General features: G+C 45.0%; 14 protein-coding genes. 2 read left to right on the top strand and 12 right to left on the bottom strand.

Annotated features, from left to right (window positions below):
- The first annotated feature begins 19 nt into the window (after positions 1 to 19).
- Positions 20 to 1,123 carry a glycerate kinase gene (locus tag ACST14_RS08780; RefSeq protein ID WP_459462674.1) on the top strand — a complete coding sequence of 368 codons (1,104 nt, stop codon included), beginning with the start codon at positions 20 to 22 and terminating at the stop codon, positions 1,121 to 1,123.
- Here the strand turns inward: ACST14_RS08780 and ACST14_RS08775 are convergent.
- From ACST14_RS08775 to rpsA, 10 genes are all read right to left on the bottom strand, one after another.
- A complete protein-coding gene (locus ACST14_RS08775; protein ID WP_459462672.1) occupies positions 1,106 to 2,254 on the bottom strand; it encodes a methionine aminotransferase in 1,149 nt (382 codons plus the stop codon). The genes ACST14_RS08780 and ACST14_RS08775 overlap by 18 nt on opposite strands.
- 3 nt (positions 2,255 to 2,257) lie before the next feature.
- Positions 2,258 to 3,328, bottom strand: coding sequence for an N-acetylglucosamine-6-phosphate deacetylase (nagA, locus tag ACST14_RS08770; RefSeq protein WP_459462670.1), 1,071 nt, complete (start codon positions 3,326 to 3,328; stop codon positions 2,258 to 2,260).
- Between the two features lies 1 nt (position 3,329).
- Positions 3,330 to 5,018: a gamma-glutamyltransferase gene (ggt, locus tag ACST14_RS08765; protein ID WP_459462668.1), complete on the bottom strand. Its 1,689-nt coding sequence runs from the start codon at positions 5,016 to 5,018 to the stop codon at positions 3,330 to 3,332.
- A gap of 193 nt (positions 5,019 to 5,211) precedes the next feature.
- Positions 5,212 to 8,583: an efflux RND transporter permease subunit gene (locus tag ACST14_RS08760; RefSeq protein ID WP_459463127.1), complete on the bottom strand. Its 3,372-nt coding sequence runs from the start codon at positions 8,581 to 8,583 to the stop codon at positions 5,212 to 5,214.
- Between the two features lie 64 nt (positions 8,584 to 8,647).
- Entirely contained in the window at positions 8,648 to 9,757 is a 1,110-nt protein-coding gene (locus ACST14_RS08755) for an efflux RND transporter periplasmic adaptor subunit (protein WP_459462666.1), read from the bottom strand.
- Between the two features lie 7 nt (positions 9,758 to 9,764).
- Complete coding sequence (locus tag ACST14_RS08750) at positions 9,765 to 11,105, bottom strand: TolC family protein (RefSeq protein ID WP_459462664.1); 1,341 nt, start codon at positions 11,103 to 11,105, stop codon at positions 9,765 to 9,767.
- Positions 11,102 to 11,707, bottom strand: a complete 606-nt coding sequence (locus ACST14_RS08745) for a TetR/AcrR family transcriptional regulator (RefSeq protein ID WP_459462662.1) — start codon at positions 11,705 to 11,707, stop codon at positions 11,102 to 11,104. Before ACST14_RS08745 ends, ACST14_RS08750 begins: the two co-directional genes overlap by 4 nt.
- Positions 11,708 to 11,809: 102 nt before the next feature.
- Complete coding sequence (locus ACST14_RS08740) at positions 11,810 to 12,319, bottom strand: cupin domain-containing protein (RefSeq protein ID WP_459462660.1); 510 nt, start codon at positions 12,317 to 12,319, stop codon at positions 11,810 to 11,812.
- Positions 12,320 to 12,384: 65 nt separating this feature from the next.
- A complete protein-coding gene (locus ACST14_RS08735; RefSeq protein ID WP_459462658.1) occupies positions 12,385 to 13,818 on the bottom strand; it encodes a Gfo/Idh/MocA family protein in 1,434 nt (477 codons plus the stop codon).
- A gap of 108 nt (positions 13,819 to 13,926) precedes the next feature.
- Positions 13,927 to 15,771, bottom strand: coding sequence for a 30S ribosomal protein S1 (gene rpsA, locus ACST14_RS08730; protein ID WP_459462656.1), 1,845 nt, complete (start codon positions 15,769 to 15,771; stop codon positions 13,927 to 13,929).
- 157 nt (positions 15,772 to 15,928) lie between these two features.
- Here rpsA and ACST14_RS08725 point away from each other — a divergent pair, with 157 nt between their 5' ends.
- The gene (locus ACST14_RS08725; protein WP_459462654.1) at positions 15,929 to 17,032 is read left to right on the top strand and encodes an aldose epimerase family protein; all 1,104 of its coding nucleotides are present in this window, start codon (positions 15,929 to 15,931) and stop codon (positions 17,030 to 17,032) included.
- On the opposite strand, the gene mazG is transcribed toward ACST14_RS08725, so the two are convergent.
- A complete protein-coding gene (mazG, locus tag ACST14_RS08720; protein WP_459462652.1) occupies positions 17,029 to 17,814 on the bottom strand; it encodes a nucleoside triphosphate pyrophosphohydrolase in 786 nt (261 codons plus the stop codon). The genes ACST14_RS08725 and mazG overlap by 4 nt on opposite strands.
- Positions 17,815 to 17,816: 2 nt before the next feature.
- A complete protein-coding gene (locus tag ACST14_RS08715) occupies positions 17,817 to 18,671 on the bottom strand; it encodes a glycoside hydrolase family 16 protein (protein ID WP_459462650.1) in 855 nt (284 codons plus the stop codon).
- Between the last annotated feature and the right edge of the window lie 26 nt (positions 18,672 to 18,697).

Raw genomic sequence — 18,697 nt, 5'->3', positions numbered from 1 at the left:
GCGACATAAAACCATCGCCGTGCACGTATTAATATCGCCTGATAAATTCAAAGGATCTCTATCCGCCTCACAAGTCTGTGAAGCCTTAGAAAAGGGCATAAAAAAACGTCGTCCTAAGACCATTTTCACTAAAATGCCCCTAGCCGACGGCGGCGAAGGAACCCTCGAAGTCATTCAACAATTACACGGCGGCGCCTGGATTTCAGTAGACACTTTCGATCCTTTACTGCGACCCATAAAGGCCGATTATTTGTATTTAGCCGACCAAAAAACCGCTTACATCGAAATGGCTCGTGCCTCCGGCCTTGCCCTTTTAGCGGTAAAAGAACGTAAGCCTTTAAAAATGAGCACTTTCGGAACAGGCGTATTTATTGCGGATGCTCTCGCTCGCGGCGCCACCCAAATCATTCTCACCATCGGAGGCTCTGCTACGAATGATGCCGGTATCGGGATGGCCGCAGCACTAGGTTGGAAATTTTTAGACGCAACAGGTGCTCCATTGGATGCAATAGGGGAGAATTTGATTCACATCTCGTCTATTTCAGCACTTTCGCTCGCGGAAACCTGCACCTTCACTGTAGTCACCGACGTGACGAACCCACTCGCTGGACCTGCTGGTGCAGCCCACGTTTTCGCCGCTCAAAAAGGTGCTAGCGCGGCAGTAATTAAACAATTAGATAAAGGTCTAAATAATATAGCATCCTTCTTCGGATCTATTGCATCTGAAGAAGGCGCCGGCGCCGCTGGCGGACTAGGAGCTGGCGCTCGCTACTTCTTAAATGCACAGCTTGTCTCGGGTTCTAGCTGGGTGATGGACAAAGTTCACTTTAACCGCGCCCTATTAAAGGCAGATTTTATTATCACTGGTGAAGGCAAGATTGATGCTTCCACCTGGGGCGGCAAAGTTGTTTCTGAAGTGATTAAACGCTGCGACAAAGTATTCAAACAAACTATTTTGGTCTCTGGAGCTTTCGAAAGCTCCGCGAACTTTCCCATTTTCTTAGACGAAAACGAAGTCTTCACCATCTCTTCCCGCGCTAAAGATGCTGATGACTCCATCGCGCGCGCCGCTGAGATTTTAGAGCAGTTGGGGGAGGAAATTGCGTTAAAGTATTTGAACTAATCGCTTCGCCGCTTCCACCAGCATATCATCTTCTTTTGCGAAGCAGAAACGCAGGATTTTATCGCCTGGATCGGTTGCGTAGAAGACCGAGACGGGGATGGATGCCACTTTGATTTCGCGCGTTAGTCGATCGGCTAAATCCACATCTTTTTCGGTTGAAATGGCCGAATATTCGAGGCATTGGAAGAAACTTCCCGCACTTGGAAGGACTTTCCACTTAGTTCCGCTGAATTGGGAGGCGAATAAGTCGCGCTTTTTTTGGTAAAAATCAGACAAACCGAGGTAATGAGCGGGCTCTTTTAGGTAATCCGCTAAGGCATATTGCAAAGGCGTCGCACTCGAAAAGGTGACCCACTGGTGTAGTTTACGGAATTCTGAAGTTAGGAAAGCCGGAGCAAGGCAATAACCTATTTTCCAGCCGGTGATATGATACGTTTTGCCAAAAGACCCACACACAAAACTGCGCTTTCGTAACTCCGGATGCAATAATACGCTTGCATGCTGTGCACCATCAAACACAATATGCTCGTAAACCTCATCAGACACGATTAAGATATTGGTTCCTTTGACGATTTCTGCAAAGGCATCCAGATCCTCCGTCGACCAAACTGCCCCCGTCGGATTATGCGGACTATTCACCATAATCGCGCGCGTTCGAGATGTAATTTTCGAAGCTAATTCGTCCCAATCGATGGCAAAATTTTGCGATGCCTTCAAAGGAATATGAATGGGAATTCCGCCAGCTAAACGAACAATCGGATCGTAGGCGTCGTAGCTAGGGTCGAACATGATGACCTCATCTCCAGGCGAAACACAGCAATGAATGGCCGCAAAAATAGCCTCTGTGGCCCCAGAAACGATGGTAACTTCAGATTCCGTATCCACCGGAATAGCATAAAAAGACGACGTTTTTTCCGCGAGAGACTGACGCAAAGCAGGAACGCCGGCCATAGGGGCATATTGGTTAAAGCCTTTAGAATAGTGTTGAAGAAGTTCTTGCAAAGCAGGCGCACAATCGAAACCCGGAAAACCTTGGGAAAGATTTAAGGCACCGTGCTCGAGTGCCATGGCTGACATTTTGGTAAAAATCGTCGTCTGAACCTGTGGCTGCTTAGAAGGAAATGAAATCATAGCCTAATTTAACAAGGCTTTTCCATCGTACCAAACCTGCTGTACGTTCAGCGCCGAATTCAACTCGACAAAGCAAGCCCTCTTCCCCACCTCAATACTGCCTAATTCGTTTAAATTCGCTACCTCTGCTGGATAAACGGTCGCCATTCGTAAGGCCTCTTCTAAAGGAATCCCGGCTTGCTGAACACAGTTTTGAATGGCCTCGATCATCGTTAAAGAGGAGCCTGAAAGTATCCCAGCCTGGTTAGTGAAGCGACCTTCTTTGGCCTGAAAAGAATAGGGGCCAGAAACATCATTCGTCACCGCATCGGTGATTAAAAATAAACGCCCCTTTTTCAGTCGATAAGCCAGCTGCAGCGATTTAAAATCGCAGTGCAATCCATCCGCAATGATGCTCGTCCAAGCATCGGAATCGAAGCTCGCACCCACTAATCCCAGCGCTCGTGATGTCCATTGTGACATCGCGTTGAATAGATGCGTGATCCGGCTAACGCCTTGATTAATGGCATCCATCGCTTGTTTATAGGTGGCGTCGCTGTGCCCTAGGGAGCACATGATGTGACTGCGCATTAATAAAGAAAGTTCCTCAGCGCTGAACATTTCCGGTGCGATCGTCAGATAGGTAGGAATACCTTGGGTGCGTGCAATTAGTTCTTCGAGAAAGGCAAGACTAGGTTTTTGGACAAATGCCTCGTTATGAGCTCCTTTTTTTATGGGGTTGAAAAAGGGCCCTTCCAGGTGTAAACCCACCAGTCCAGGACCTGAATAGTTTTTATAGGCTTCGATTGCTTTCCACATGGAGGCAGCTGGTGAGCAGTTTAGGGTGATTTGTAAGGCGACCGTTCCCGTTTTGTGATGCTCGTTGAAAGTCGCTTGAATGGACTCCGTCGTTTGGTTATTTGAGAATAGAATTCCGCCGCCGCCGTAAATTTGCAAGTCGATGAAACCTGGAACGAGGAAGTTTTCAGACGCCGCACCTTGGCCTTCCGAAATGGCCGAAATGCGACCATTTTCTAGGGAAATTTCTTTGTTTTCTAGCCATTCGTGGCCCGTGAAAATGCGGCTTGCAAACATCTTAATATCCCGTTGCTTGTCCGTCTTTTCTAGATTCGGTTGCGCCGAAATACACCTTCCGAACTGGGTCGTACATAATGCATTGGTAGCCACCATAAATACCATTCATGTAGCCTACCTGATGCCCTTTTTGCAATAATTCGCGAATGACCTCATACGGATAACCGTGTTCTAAGGTAATCGTACCACCGGTGGTTTCCATTGTTTCGCCCGTAGGTTCTGAAGATCCTTCGTGATTCATCCGTGGGTAATCTCCTGCTTCTTGTACATTCATACCAAAATCCACCACATTCATCACAATCTGCACATGTCCCATCGGTTGGTACGCGCCACCCATTACGCCAAAGCTCATTACCGGCTGACCATCCTTCGTCATAAACGCCGGAATGATCGTTTGGAAAGGTCTTTTTCCTGGCGCATACGTATTGTTTTCGCCCTCTTTTAAATTGTATAATTCCCCGCGGTCTTGAAACATAAAACCTAAACCATCCGGCATCATGCCTGAACCAAAACCTCTATAATTACTCTGAATCAACGAAACCATATTGCCATCCTTATCCGCCACCGTTAGGTAGATCGTGTCGCCCTCTTTCAAAGCCGGATTCCCCGCCTCGTAATGGCGACCCGCGCGGTTCGGATTAATCAACGCCCGGCGCTTCGCGCCGTACCCTTCCGAAATTAATTCCGCTACTGGAATTTTGGCAAACTCAGGATCCGCATAATATTTCGCGCGATCTTCGAAAGCGAGTTTTTTGGCCTCTGTAAACAAGTGCACATGCTCCGCTGAACCTAATTTAATTTTAGAGAAATCATAACCCTCTAAAATCGTCAACATCTGCAAAGCCGCGATCCCCTGGCTATTCGGCGGCAATTCCCACACATCATATCCGCGGTAATTCACCGAAACCGGCTCCACCCACGTCGAGGTGTGCGTCGCTAAATCGTCATAGCTCAAAAACCCGCCATTCTTCTTCATAAACGCGTCCATCGTCCGCGCCAAATCCCCTTTATAAAACGCATCGCGCCCCTCTTTTCCAATTTTTTCCAAGGTATTCGCTAGGTTCGGATTCTTGAAAATATCCCCCTCTACCGGCGGTTTTCCATTCGGATAATAGTGATTCGCGACATTCGGAAACTTACCATAAGCCGCTGGCACACGAGCCATTGCTGACGCTAATTCACCGTGCACCGGAAATCCATTGCGCGCATACGAAACGGCTTTTTCTAATACCTTATCCATCGGCATCGAACCGAATTTCTTATGCAACTCGAACCAGGCATCCACGCAACCAGGCACGCTAATAGGCAAAGGACCCAGCGACGGAATGTGTGTCAGACCCCGTTTTTTGAATTCGGCCAAAGTCAAAGATTTTGGCGACCTCCCCGATCCATTTATACCATATAATTTCTTCGTTTTCGCATCCCAAACAATCGCAAACAAATCCCCTCCAATTCCGTTCACATGTGGCTCCACCACACCTTCCATGGCATTCGCTGCAATGGCCGCATCGATCGCATTTCCACCGGCTTTTAACACATCAAGTGCAGCCTGAGTAGACAATGGATGGGACGTAGCTGCCATCCCGTTTTGGGCAATGGCTTGTGAGCGAGTCGCCCAAACTTTACCATAGGGACGATCCTGCGCATTCGTTAGCAACGGAAGAATGAGTAGAAGGAATAATTTTTTCATAGTGTTGATTTTGAAAGGGTAAATTAGTGGAAGATGGGCTTAAAAGCAAATGGGCTGTGGGGGTAGGGAAGTCCGAAGTCCGGAGGGAGAGAGTCCGGAGGGAGGGAGTCCGGAGGGTGCAACACATTTAGCTAAATCAAAAAACCCCTAGACCTACGCCCAGGGGTTTTTGCAACCTTGAACCCAATATAAATTACACAGTCTTAGTAAACCATTTTTGCTTGATGCGCTCCGAGATGTAATACATACAGGGAACGATTACAAGGGTTAAAACGGTAGAGAACGTTAATCCGAAGATGATCGTCCAGGCTAAAATTCCCCAGAATGCCGCGGAATCAGAACCGATGAAAATATGCGGATCTAATTCGGTGAATAGGGTAACGAAGTCGATACTTAAGCCTAAGGCTAAAGGAATCAATCCCAATACCGCCGCCGAAGCCGTCAACAATACCGGAGTTAAACGAATTCCACCACCTTCGATGATCGCCTCCTTCAAGTCATAACCGCGCTTGAAGCGAAGTTCCTCAATGAATTCGATCAAAAGAATACCATTTTTCACTACGATACCTGCCAGTGCGATGATACCTACGCCGGACATAATCACGGAGAAAGTCATCCCGAATGCCATGAAGCCTAATAAGACCCCGATTAACGATAACAAGATCGTTGCGAAGATGATTAAAGGTTTCACCGCAGAGTTAAACTGCGTTGCTAGAATTAAGTAGATTAAAACCAAAGCCGCTAAGAAAGCCACGGCTAAGAAGGCGCCGGATTCTTTTTGGTCCTCTTGCTCACCGCCCATGCGAATTTTGTATCCCTGAGGAATGTCGATCTCTTCGAAAAGCGTGGTTAATTCTCCCACGATTTCATTCGCATTATAGCCTTGAATCACATCAGAACCCAGGGTAATAATACGCTCTTGGTCTTTACGGTTGATTTGGCTGAAGGAAGTGGCATAATGAATATCTGCGATCGAATTCAAAGGAACTTGGCGCAAGGCACCACCCATATTCATGTCGCGGAAGGTGATATTCATTTGCAAAAGCTTCTCTGTTTGGTTACGAGAATCTCCTTTTAAACGCAACTGAATTGGATATTCATCTTTTACATCGCGGAATTTAGAGATTTCTGATCCGAATAAACCGGTACGTACCGCCATCGCTACCTGTGCGGAAGAGATGCCCTCGCGGGACGCTTTTTCGCGGTTCACGTCGATGATGATTTCGGGCTTGTTTGTTACCAGGTCAGATTTCAATTCTTGAATACCTTGGATACCTGCTTTCGTGATCGAAGCTCGTACCTTTTTCTCTAAATCTTGCAAAACAGCGAATTCATCCCCCGCGATTTCAATTGAAATAGGCTTACCAGTAGGTGGTCCGTTGCGCTCGCGTTCGATAGCAAGCTCGACACCTGGAAGTGGACTTTTGGCAAAATCTGCCTGAATCTCCGTTAAAACATCACCGGTTTTAATGCCATCTCGTAATTGTAATTTCTCAAACGCGATCGTCACCTTACTCTTATGCGGAGTGGCGCCACGGTCCGGTTGCATCGGATCTCCGGCGTTTTTTCCTACGTTCGAAATGATCGAATTCACAATTTTGCCATAACCTTGTTTTTGAATAAAGGTAGAAACCCGCTTCTCTATCACTTTCGTCACGGAATCGGTCACGACCGCATCTGTACCGATCGGGTTTTTGGCATAAATATAAATATAATCCGGATCACCAAAAGGAAAGAAAACCACCTTAGGCTTCACCACACCCATCAATGCGATCGTAAAGACCAACAAGAAGAAGGCCGCAATAGTCGCATAAATGGGACGCATGCCTGTTAAAACCCACGAAATTAACTTACGGTAATTCGTCTTAAAGTTAGGTAAGGTAGTCTCTTGGAATGGCACGATTAACTTCGGAGTGATCACAAAGTGATTCAACACATACAAGAGTAGACATAAAACCAGGAAGTTTCCAAAGCCAAAGTGACCCAAGCCGAAGCCCATCACATAACCGAAAACGGCTAAACTCAACAAGATGAAAACGGTGCGACGGATGTCCGAGAACGTCGGATTCTTCACATCATTCGCCTCTTCATCATGACGCTTCATGAATGTAATTGCGAATACCGGGTTCATCACATACGCCACAAAAAGTGACGCAAAAAGCGTAATGATCAACGTGATAGGCAAGTATTTCATAAATTCCCCTACGATTCCTGGCCAGAATAATAAAGGCAAGAAAGGCGAAATCGTCGTTAATGTTCCGGACAATACGGGAACAAATACCTCCGAAGCGGCTAATTTCACCGACTCCGTAATCGTTAATTTTTTGAAATTATTGAACAAACGGTGCGCGTTCTCGATGACCACAATCGCATCATCCACCACAATACCTAAGCCTAAAAGGAAACCGAAAAGAACGATAGTATTTAAGCTGAAGTCCAGCGAAGGCATGAACAAGAAGGTCAACAAGGCCGATAATGGCACGGAAAGGCCCACAAACACGGCATCTCTAACGCCCATAAAGAACATTAATACGATCACCACAAAGAGGAAACCTAGGACTACCGTATTAATTAAATCAGCTAATTCACCTCGCGTACGCTCCGATTGATCGGCTGTGGTAGTTACGGTTAATCCCGCTGGGAAGCGCGTTTCTTTGAACTCATCGATTGTCTTTTCAATGCGATCTGCCGCCATAATCAAGTTCGCCCCGCTACGTTTGATCACATTTAAAGTAATCACCGACTTATTGTTCAAACGCGCAAAATCTTGCTTCTCTTCGTAGCTGTCTTTTACTTCAGCCACGTCTTTTAATCGAACGCGTGCACCAGTAGAAGAACCGACCATTAAGTTAGCTAATTGATCTATCGACTTAAATTCTCCTGTGACACGTAACGAACGACGTACACCATCCACCGCTAAATCTCCACCGGAGATGTTCACGTTTTCGCCTTGTACAGCTGATTGAATGTCATAGAATGTCAAACCATAGCTTTTCATTTTATACAAATCCAGGTTGATTTGGATCTCTCTCTTCAAAGCTCCGATGATGTCCACGCGGTTAATTTCCGGCATTCCCTCGATCTCATCTTGTAAATCCTCCGCATATTTCTTCAACTTATCCAGCGGATAATCGCCGGCGATGTTGATGTTCATGATAGGGAATTCGGAGAAGTTGACCTCAGCCACGGAAGGCTCGCGGGTTAAATCTTTGGGCAAATCAGCAATCGCTTTATCCACCGCATCTTGCGTCCGCTGCTTAGCGACGGGCACGGTGACATCGGTATTAAATTCGACGATGATTACGGAAATATCCTGCAAGGCATTCGATTTCACACGCTTTACACCTGTGATGGATTTGATTTGCTTCTCGATCGGCTTATTGATCGTGTTCTCGATATCAGAGGGAGTAGTTCCAGCGTAGACCGTTTGGATAACCATTTGTGGCACCACGATGTCCGGAAATTGCTCCTTAGGAAGATTCGAATAGATTCCCATCCCCGCCACAAAAATGATGAAGGTAAAGATGTAAACCGTCGTACGGTTTTGGGCTAACCAGCCCACCATGTTATAGATCAAGCCTTTGCCTTCTGGCAATTGCTCATTTTTGATATTTTTTTCCATTTTCTACTTAGAAGGAGATGGCTGTACCATCCACTAAATCTTGAAATCCTTGAACAATGATGGCTTCGCCTGCTTTCAGACCGCTAGTGATCTCGGCTTGACCGTTATAAGTTAAACCGATAGTCACTTGACGCGCACGAGCTACTTTCTTGCCGTTCTCTTCCACAGCCACGTACACTAAATCTCCTTTTTCGGTCTTTTGGATGATATTTTCGCTGATCACAATCGCGTTCTTCTTCGAGGTATCGTTGATGTTAATCACCGCTAGCAAGTTTGGCTTTAAATCGCCACCTGCGTTCGGGATGCGTGCTTCGATGTCGAATGTACGTGTTAATGGATTGACGATTTTAGAAACCATAGAGATGCGGGCCTTTAATTCCTTGTCTAAATCAGGGAATTTGATGCTGATCTCGTCGCCTTGCTTCACGGTTCCTACATAGGAGTCAGCGATTTTAGCGGAGATTTTCAAGTTACCTAAGTTCACGATTTGAACGATAGGTACACCGGGAGCACCCATTTCACCCGCTTTTTGGCGAACTAATTCGATCGTTCCCGAGATAGGAGCCGTTACGCGAGATAAGGCTAATTGTGCTTTTAGCGTGATGATTCTTTTCTCTAAAGACTCCATGTTCGACTTCGCGCTCAAAAACTGAATTTCCGTACCGATCTGTTGATCCCAAAGCGCTTTCTGCTTCGTGAAGATGGTCTTCGCTAAAGATAATTGTTGGCGAACCTCTTCTAATGACTCTTTTAAGATGTTATTGTCCAAAGTCGCGATCAACTGTCCCTTTGAAACGGATTGACCCACCACTACGGGCAAGCTGATAATCACACCACCCGTTTGTGGGCTTACTAAAACCGTGTTTTCCGCTATGACATTTCCTTGCGCCTCTACGAAGTGCTGGAAGTTTTGAGCGACTAAAGGACTCACGCTCACCGTGATCACTTTCGCAGCAGCTTTATCCTCAGGCTTGCCAACCTCTTTTTCAAGAGTCGCAATTTTTGCCTGAATTTCTTTTTCCTGACTCTTTAAGTCAGCTAATTCTTGTTTTTTATCTTTCGATCCGCATGCCGCGAATAAAATGATTCCACTTAGGAGGAGGGCTATTTTTTTCATGTTTCTGTTAGTCTATGTATAGTGTACCGTTTGCTTTTTCTACTTCTACTTTGGCAATCAACGCATTATATAATGCCGTAAAATAATTTGCTTGAGATTCTTTAATCGATGATTCCGCATTCAATACCTCTAGGTTTGATCCTACGCCTTGTTGGTATTTCACACGTGTCACACGCGAGATTTCGTTAGCTAAATCTAGGTTCGCTTTTTGCTCTTTCATGGATTCCAAAGCGTTCTTCATGGTAATGCTCGCCTGTGTGCGTTGCAAGTCGATAGACGACTTAAGCAAACCATACGACTGGCGCACCTTTTGTAAGTTGTTAGCAGATTGAACCGCCTTGTATTTCTTAGAGAATCCGTCGAAAATAGGGATCTGCAAAGACATCGTAATGGCCGCATTGTCGAACCATGGTTTATTAACCAAATCGCTGAATGCATTTGCTCCTGCGTTATAACCGTAGTTTGCATTCAATAGTAAGCGGGGCATGTACCCAGCTTTGATGCTCTTTAGATCTAATTCCGCTAGGTTTTCCTGTGTTTGCAAGATGGAATATTCGATGCGATTCGCATAGCTAAACTCGCCCGCCGCGTTCGTGTTAAATGTCGCTAATTCAATTTTCTCTAAGCTCTCAGTTATTACGATAGGTTCTTCCATTGGATAGCCCATTTGGAATTTCAATAGGGAATAGCTCAATTCTTGCAGGCGATTCACGTTCTCCACTTCTGTACGTAAATTGTTCGCTTGTACATCTAAACGTTGCACATCGATTTTTTCCACAAAACCTTGTTGATTTAAAGCGCGCGTCTCTTTTAAAAGCGTATCTAGGCGGGCCACATTCAAGCGCAACAAACCGATGCGCTTTTCATTTACCAAAATCCCAAAATAAGCCTTCGTTACATTCTCCGCTACCTGTTGTTTCGACTGCGTCACTGACTTCACGGCTAAATCCTTGTATACGGAAGAAGCCTTCAAGCCTAATAAATAGGAGCCATCAAATACTAATTGGCTCAAACCCACGTTCGCAAATCCAGAATTATCTACCCCAAATTTCGCTGCAATCAATTCTCCCTCCGCCGCAGCAGGATTAAAAATTCTTGCTGGGATGAATACACGTTGCAAGATCAGGTTGTTTGTTAGAGCAAGAGAACCATTGACTTGTGGTAAGCCTATTGCTTTGATCTCGTTGATCTTTGCACTTGCATTCTGCAAGTCGATTTGGCTATTTTTTACCTGTACCTGATGCGTGATGGCATAGTCCACGGCCTGTTTTAGGCTGAAGGTCTGCGCATTAGCGGCTAGGGAAGTCAGTAAAAATAGACCGGCATAAATGTTTCTTAGGCGGATCATAAAATTAAATTGTTTTGGTAAGAAGTATAAAGTGTTAAACCTTTTTCGGTCAAAATTCCGCGCATGAAAATATCCATCAATGTTAGTTGAGTATCATACAAGGATAATTTATTGTTAGGATAAAAGTCTGGATTAAATGCCAAATCAACTTCGGCCATACGCAAGCGGGCTAATAATTCGAAATCAATATCATTTCTGAAATACCCGAATTGCGCTCCTTTTTTAAAGTCCGCGATTAGGTTTTTGTGAATGCATTTTTCTCCATGCTCTTTAAATAGTTGATAAGCGTTCGGGAAGTACTTTTGAATCTCGTATAAAAGGCGGGGATTCATTTGGGTGAATAAATCCTTCGTCATCTCGAATGACTTAAAAATCTTTTCGATCACGTTTGGATACAGCCTATCTAGCTCCTCCCATTTAATATCATCCTGTTCAATAAAGGTTTTTACGACTTCAAAAACCATGGAATCTTTATCCGGGAAATGTTGATATATTGTTTTTTTAGAAATGCCTAAATCGCTCGCAATGGAATCCATCGTTACGATCTTGACACCGTAGCGAAAAAATAATTCAGTTCCTTTTTCTAGAATACGCGATTTCATTTGCTAATCCCCTTGATTTATTGGGAAGCAAAACTATGGAAACTTTCAGAGACTACAAAGTTTTCTTGTATTATTTTTAGATTACCGGATGATTAAATTGGTTTAACGGCCAAAATCATCCTGCAAGCGGACGATATCCGACTCATCCGATGGGTTCTCCACATCCGTATGCTGCCAAATCTCCGTCACTACACCCCAGTTGTCTAAACCGACTAAACGGTGACGCATGCCGGTAGGCAACGTGATTAATTCACCCTCTTGATAAACGCCTGGAGCAGATTGCTCATCCGTTTCGGAGATGACAACACCTACCGGACCAGAATTCACGGTCCACACTTCCGCTCTGCGGAAATGGTATTGCCAAGACAAACGCATGGAAGGGGCCACGACTAAGAACTTAGGGCTCAGCTTTTGGGTAATCTGAATGGCATCCATCGAAAGCTGTGGAAAGAATTGGGCGGCAAACTTCGCGGCCTGACTTTCGTCTAATACGAAGAAACCTCCCCAAGGGCGGTTGTGATCTTTGTCAATAATCGTATAGCCTCGAGAGATGATATACGCCTCGACTTGCGCGAAGACTTCTGATGCAGGTGTGGTTGCGGTTAAATTCATAGCACAAAAATAAAAAAAAGACGGGAGAGCGTCCCGTCTTTTCAAATAAAACCAGTTAAAACTTATTATAAGGTCCAGCCGTTGCGGTATTCGCGTCTAACGAATTGGTTTGCCGCATCGAAGTTCGTGATGCGCATGTTAGCTGCATCCCACTCCAGTTTTTGGCGACCCACATACTTCGCATTGCGACCTTCGCCTTCGCGTAACATGTACGTACGAATGGCGATGTTACCCATTAAAACAGATTCCGTAAATGGCGCAGCATAATCGAATGGAGAACTTACTTCCATCTTGCCAAAACCAGCCTTACAAGCCTCTACCCACTGCGTATTGTGACCGTTGTCTGCCCCTTTCACACGCGCTAAGCTTGCTTTAGGAAGTTCAGATTCGTCTACGCGAGCTCCGTTTTTGTAAACTTTTGGATTTAAACCATAGGTACCACAAGTCATGATTCCTTTAGATCCGATTAAGATTACTCCATTAGAGCCATCTGCATCCCCGATCATTTCTGTCGCCGGAATTCCATCTGGATGTGGTGCCCGAAGGCCTCCATCAAACCACGTTAATTTCACCGGTGAATTATTCTTCTTCGAAGGACCATAGTGTAAAGTCACCATCGAGCTAGGAGGACATCCCTGTGGAATGTATTCCGGCGTCCAATCTTGCAAGAAGACAGAACCCACTGAACATTCTACGTCGATCGCGTCACGGATACCTAAAACTTTGAAAGGAGGGTCTAATAAGTGACATCCCATATCGCCTAAGGCACCTGTACCATAATCCCACCAACCTCTCCATTTGAATGGAAGTAAAGCCGGGTTATACTCTCTATATTTCGCAGGTCCCAACCAAAGATCCCAATCTAACTCTGCCGGCGCTGGAGATCCAGCGGCAGGATAAGCGATTCCTTGTGGCCATACGGGACGATTTGTCCAAACATATACTTCTTTTACTTTTCCGATCGCACCGCCATCGAACCATTCCATCATCTTACGAACGCCGTCGCCGGATGAACCTTGGTTACCCATTTGAGTGACTACTTGCATCTCGCGCGCTTTCTCTCCTAGGATACGAGCCTCGTAGATATCATGCGTTAAGGGTTTTTGAACATATACGTGTTTCTTACGACGCATCGCCTCCATCGCAATCGTTGCGTGGGTGTGATCCGGTGTAGACACGATAACTGCGTCCACGTTGCTACCCTCTTTATCTAGGGCAGCACGGAAATCGCGGTAAATATTTGCTTTAGGAAGATCGTTCTTGATACGAACGATTTGGCGATCATCAACATCGACGATAGCGACAATATTTTCAGCTCCTTTGTTGTACGAGTTCATGATATCACTGTAGCCTTTTCCGCCACCACCGATACCCATGATATTTAATTTGTCTGAAGGAGCAGTGTAGCCTTTGCCCAAAACATGGCGAGGTACAATGTAGAAGCTGGCTGCGGCTAAACCCGCTTTTTGCAGGAAGTTCCGTCTTGAATTATTACTCATGTTAGATAGGATTTAATGATTGGATGTAAGTTTGGAAAAAAAATTTAGAAAACAAAAAAAGGGGTCAGCTTTCGCTAACCCCTTTCCGTATAGAACAGGTGAATGTTATTATTCAGCCTTTTTGGATTTTTTCTCCAATTTTTTAATCGCTTGTTCTCTCTCAGCGCCTTCCATTTGCTCTTTTAAAGCAGATAATGCACCGATATCGCCCATAGTCGATTTCTCAGCTGTTGCAGTCGCTGGCTTGTTTTCAGCTGACTTCGTTGCTTTTTTCTTCTCTGGTTTCGCCGCAGCAGCATCAGCCGCTACTTCTTCAGCCGTAGCTGCAGTGAAGGTACGTGTGTGAGATAAGATGATCTTACGCTCTTCCTTGTGGAATTCTGTTACCACGAAGTCTAACGCCTCACCTACCTCAGCCACTGACTCATCTGCCTTAGTTAACTGCTTCAAAGGCGCAAGTCCTTCGATACCGTATGGCAATTCTAATACACCGAACTTGTCGTTCTTAGAAATGATGGTAGCTTTTTGTGTAGAACCTAAAGTGAACACACTTTCAAATGTATCCCAAGGGTTTTCCTCTAATTGCTTGTGACCTAAAGCTAAACGACGGTTATCCGCGTCTAATTCGATAACAATCACATCTAAAGAATCACCTACTTTAACGAATTCAGATGGGTGTTTGATTTTCTTAGTCCAAGACAAATCAGAAACGTGAACTAAACCGTCGATTCCTTCTTCTAACTCAAGGAATAAACCGAAGTTAGTTAAGTTACGAACAGTTCCCTTGTGCTTCGTACCGATCGCGTATTTCGCTAATAAATCAGTCTTAGTCCAAGGATCTTCTGTTAATTGCTTGATACCTAATGACATCTTGCGCTCAGAACGATCTAATGTTAACACTACTGCTTCCATTTCATCGCCTACCTTCAAGAAATCTTGTGGGTTACGTAAGTGTTGAGACCATGACATCTCAGACACGTGGATTAAACCTTCAACGCCTGGCAATACTTCTAAGAAAGCACCGTAATCAGCTACGTTAACGATTTTACCTTTTACTTTCGTACCTACTTCCGTTGTAACAGCTAAAGCCTCCCAAGGGTGCGCTTGTAATTGCTTCATACCTAAAGAGATACGTTTTTTGTTTTCGTCGAAGTCTAATACCACCACTTGGATTTTTTGATCCAATTTCAATACCTCTTGTGGGTGGTTGATACGACCCCATGAGATATCTGTGATGTGAAGTAAACCATCTACACCACCTAAATCGATGAACACACCGAAATTAGTCATGTTTTTGATCACACCTTCTAGTACTTGACCTTTATCTAAGTTCGTTAAGATCGTTTGACGTTGCGCCTCTAGATCTTTCTCGATTAATACTTTGTGAGATACAACTACGTTGTCATTTGTGTGGTTGATTTTAACCACCTTAACCTCCATGTTTTTGCCTACGAAAATATCGAAGTCACGGATAGGCTTCACATCAATTTGAGAACCAGGTAAGAATGCCTCGATTCCAAAGATGTCTACGATTAAACCACCTTTTGTACGGCGCTTAACGAAACCATTGATGATCGTATCTTCTTCTAATGCTTTCTCGATGTTCGTCCATGCACCCATCACCTTAGCTAACTTACGTGACAACGTTAATTGTCCGTTTGCGTCTTCTTGGTTCTCGATGTATACTTCAACCTCGTCACCAGCTTTCAAATCCGGCATATCGCGGAATTCTGAAGCAGATACTAAACCATCAGATTTGAATCCAATGTTAATGATTACTTCCCGGTCAGTCTTGCTTACCACAATACCTTTCACTACTTCCTTCTCTGTGACCGAGTTCAAGGTTGCTTCGATAGCAGCCTCCATTTTTTCTTTTTGATCCGCTGTATAATTACCGCCGAAACCTTTTCCTTCAACTAAATCCCAGTCGAAATCTTTTTTTACTTTTGACATAAATGAGTGCCCTTTTGGCTTTCGCCTACATCAACAAGCTGGGCTAACCTGTTGAATTTTAGTTTGAAACAATTTTTAATTTGGGGTGCAAAGCTACGAAGAATAATTTTATTTTCCATCTTTTGTGGTAAATTGAACACACAAACCTGCTTAACCTATGAAATATTGCTTTTTAGCCCTTTTTTTCTTGTCCCAAAACCTATTTGCTATGCCTAATCCCGGAACACCATTCGGCCAAACGCCTGCGGGCGAGTCTGTTACCTTATATACTTTGAAAAACTCCCATGGAATGGAAGTTCGGATCATGAATTACGGGGGCATTATCCAAAAAATCTTAACACCGGATCGCAGTGGAAAAATCGAAGACGTGGTGCTGGGGTTTGAAACTTTGGCAGAATACATTAAAGACACTCCCTATTTCGGAGCGATCGTGGGCAGGTTTGGAAACCGCATCGCAAACGGGAAATTCACACTAGATGGCAAAGAGTACACGCTCGCAGCCCAAAACAACGGCCAACACCTGCACGGTGGATTGATCGGCTTCGATAAGAAGGTATGGAAAGTGGAAGCTGCCTCCGCGCAAAGCTTAACCTTATCTTATGTTTCTAAAGACATGGAAGAAGGATTCCCCGGAAATCTGAGCGTAAAAATGACCTACACCTTATCGGAGGATAATGAAATCAGCATCGCCTACGAGGCGACCACGGATAAAGCGACGGTATTGAACCTGAGCAATCACTCCTATTTTAATTTGAGCGGAAATGCGAAACGCGATATTTTGAATCAAGAAATGCAGATCGATGCGTCTCGTTTAGTTGCTGTGAATAAGGTGTTGATTCCGACGGGCGTACTGACCCCAGTAGCTGGAACGCCTTTTGATTTCACGAAACCTCACGTGGTGGGGGATCGCATTAACGATACCTCCTCAGAGCAGATTGCCTTAGGCGGAGGCTATGACCATTGCTGGGCTTTGGATAAGCCTTTGGGAACTTATGCAAAAATCGCGACCGTCGTGGAGCCTATTTCGGGAAGAAAGATGGTGGTTTCTACGGATCAGCCCGGAGTTCAGTTTTATACGGGGAATTTCCTAGATGGACATTTGACTGGGAAATACGGGGTGCAGATTACGAAGCGCCACGGCCTATGTTTAGAGACGGAACATTTCCCGGATTCGCCTAATCAGCCAGCTTTTCCTAGTACGGTTTTACGTACAGGAGAGACTTATAAAACGAAGACTGCCTATCAATTTAGTGTGAACTAAAGCGTTTTCGCCTCGTTCCAGTAGATATCCATTTCTGCCAAAGTCATATCGGAAAGCGCCTGGCCATTCTCCGCCGCGCGCTTTTCGAGGTGCTGGAAGCGTTTGATGAATTTCTTATTCGTCCGCTCGACCGCCGTCTCCGGATTAATATCGATGAATCGAGCAAAGTTCACTAAGCTAAAGATCAAATCCCCTAGCTCGCCTTCTGCCTCCGCCTTCGCGGCCTCGTCTAATTCTTTGCCCACAAAAGTCTCTTTGAATTCGCCCAGCTCCTCCTCCACTTTCTCCCAAACCTGCTCTTTCTCCTCCCAGTCAAAACCTGCACCGCGTGCCTTTTCCTGTATACGCATCGCCTTCACTAAAGCTGGCAATGAACCTGGAACTCCGCCTAAAACGGATTTGTTTCCTTCTTTCAGTTTTAATGCTTCCCAATTCTGCTTTACCTGTTCCTCCGTTTCGGCTATAACATCCCCATAAATATGCGGATGGCGGCCGATGAGTTTTTCGCATAACCCGTTCAAAACGTCGGTCACATCGAAAGCCCCTTTTTCTGAGCCTATTTTGCTGTAAAATACTAAATGAAGGAAAAGGTCCCCTATTTCTTTGCGAATCTCGGTCAGATCATTTTCCATGATCGCATCCGAAAGCTCGTAAGTTTCCTCGATGGTTAAATGGCGCAAAGACTCCAGTGTCTGCTTCTTGTCCCAAGGGCATTTCTCCCGCAGGTCATCCATCATCACTAGTAATCGGTCAAATGCCTCCGCGGCCTTCGGGTATTTCATTCTTACGGGTTCAGAGCGTATACGCGAATGTAGTCGATTTGGAATTTATTAGGGAAAATCGTGTCATCCACACCTTTTTGTCCGCCCCAGTTTCCACCGATCGCTAGGTTCATTAAGATATGTTGTTTCTTGTCAAAAGGCCATTGTTCCCAGCCGCCTTTCGGGTTTTTAAATTCGAAATATTGCTTATCGTCAATGAAAGCACGAATGTAATCTGGCGTCCAATCCACACGGAACAGGTGAAATTCCGAATCCCATTTGTCTAAGGTAGTCGTTGCCGTCTTTTGTGTATTAATTCCGTGATTGAATGCCTTCGTGTGCACACTTGCATGTATCACGCCTGGATTGTAACCCACGTGTTCTAAGATATCGATCTCGCCATTATCTGGCCAGAATTGTGTTCCATAATCGGTTTGACTAGCGAGCATCCAGATCGCTGGCCAGTTTCCACGGCCGGCAGGGATTTTTGCTTTGGCCTCAATGCGACCATATAAGAAGTCATTTTTGCCTTTTGTAACGATACGAGCAGATGTATAGGCACTTGAACCAGCCGTTTCTTTGATCGCTTCAATAGTTAAAATGCCGTTCTCGATGTGCGCATTTTTGATATTTGCATTCGTATAGTTCTGCAGTTCATTATTTCCCCATCCACTATTTCCTACGTCATAACCCCATTTCGAGGCATCAGGTAATCCATCTTTTTCGAATTCGTCTGCCCAAAAAGGCGTCGTCGCAAACGTATATTCCTTAGGGGGAACGATGGGTAAATCAATGACATTAATTTTAGGAGCAGCGGGCTCGTCCGTTTTACAAGAGAGGGTGCTTAGGCTGAAGATGATGAGTGCTAGTCGTAACATAAGGAGGTTTGATTTTTCCCAAAAAT

This window comes from Aquirufa sp. A-Brett2-15D (genome assembly GCF_054558735.1).
The sequence above is the reverse complement of the archived record's forward strand: the minus strand, read 5'-3'. Positions and strand labels throughout refer to the sequence as shown.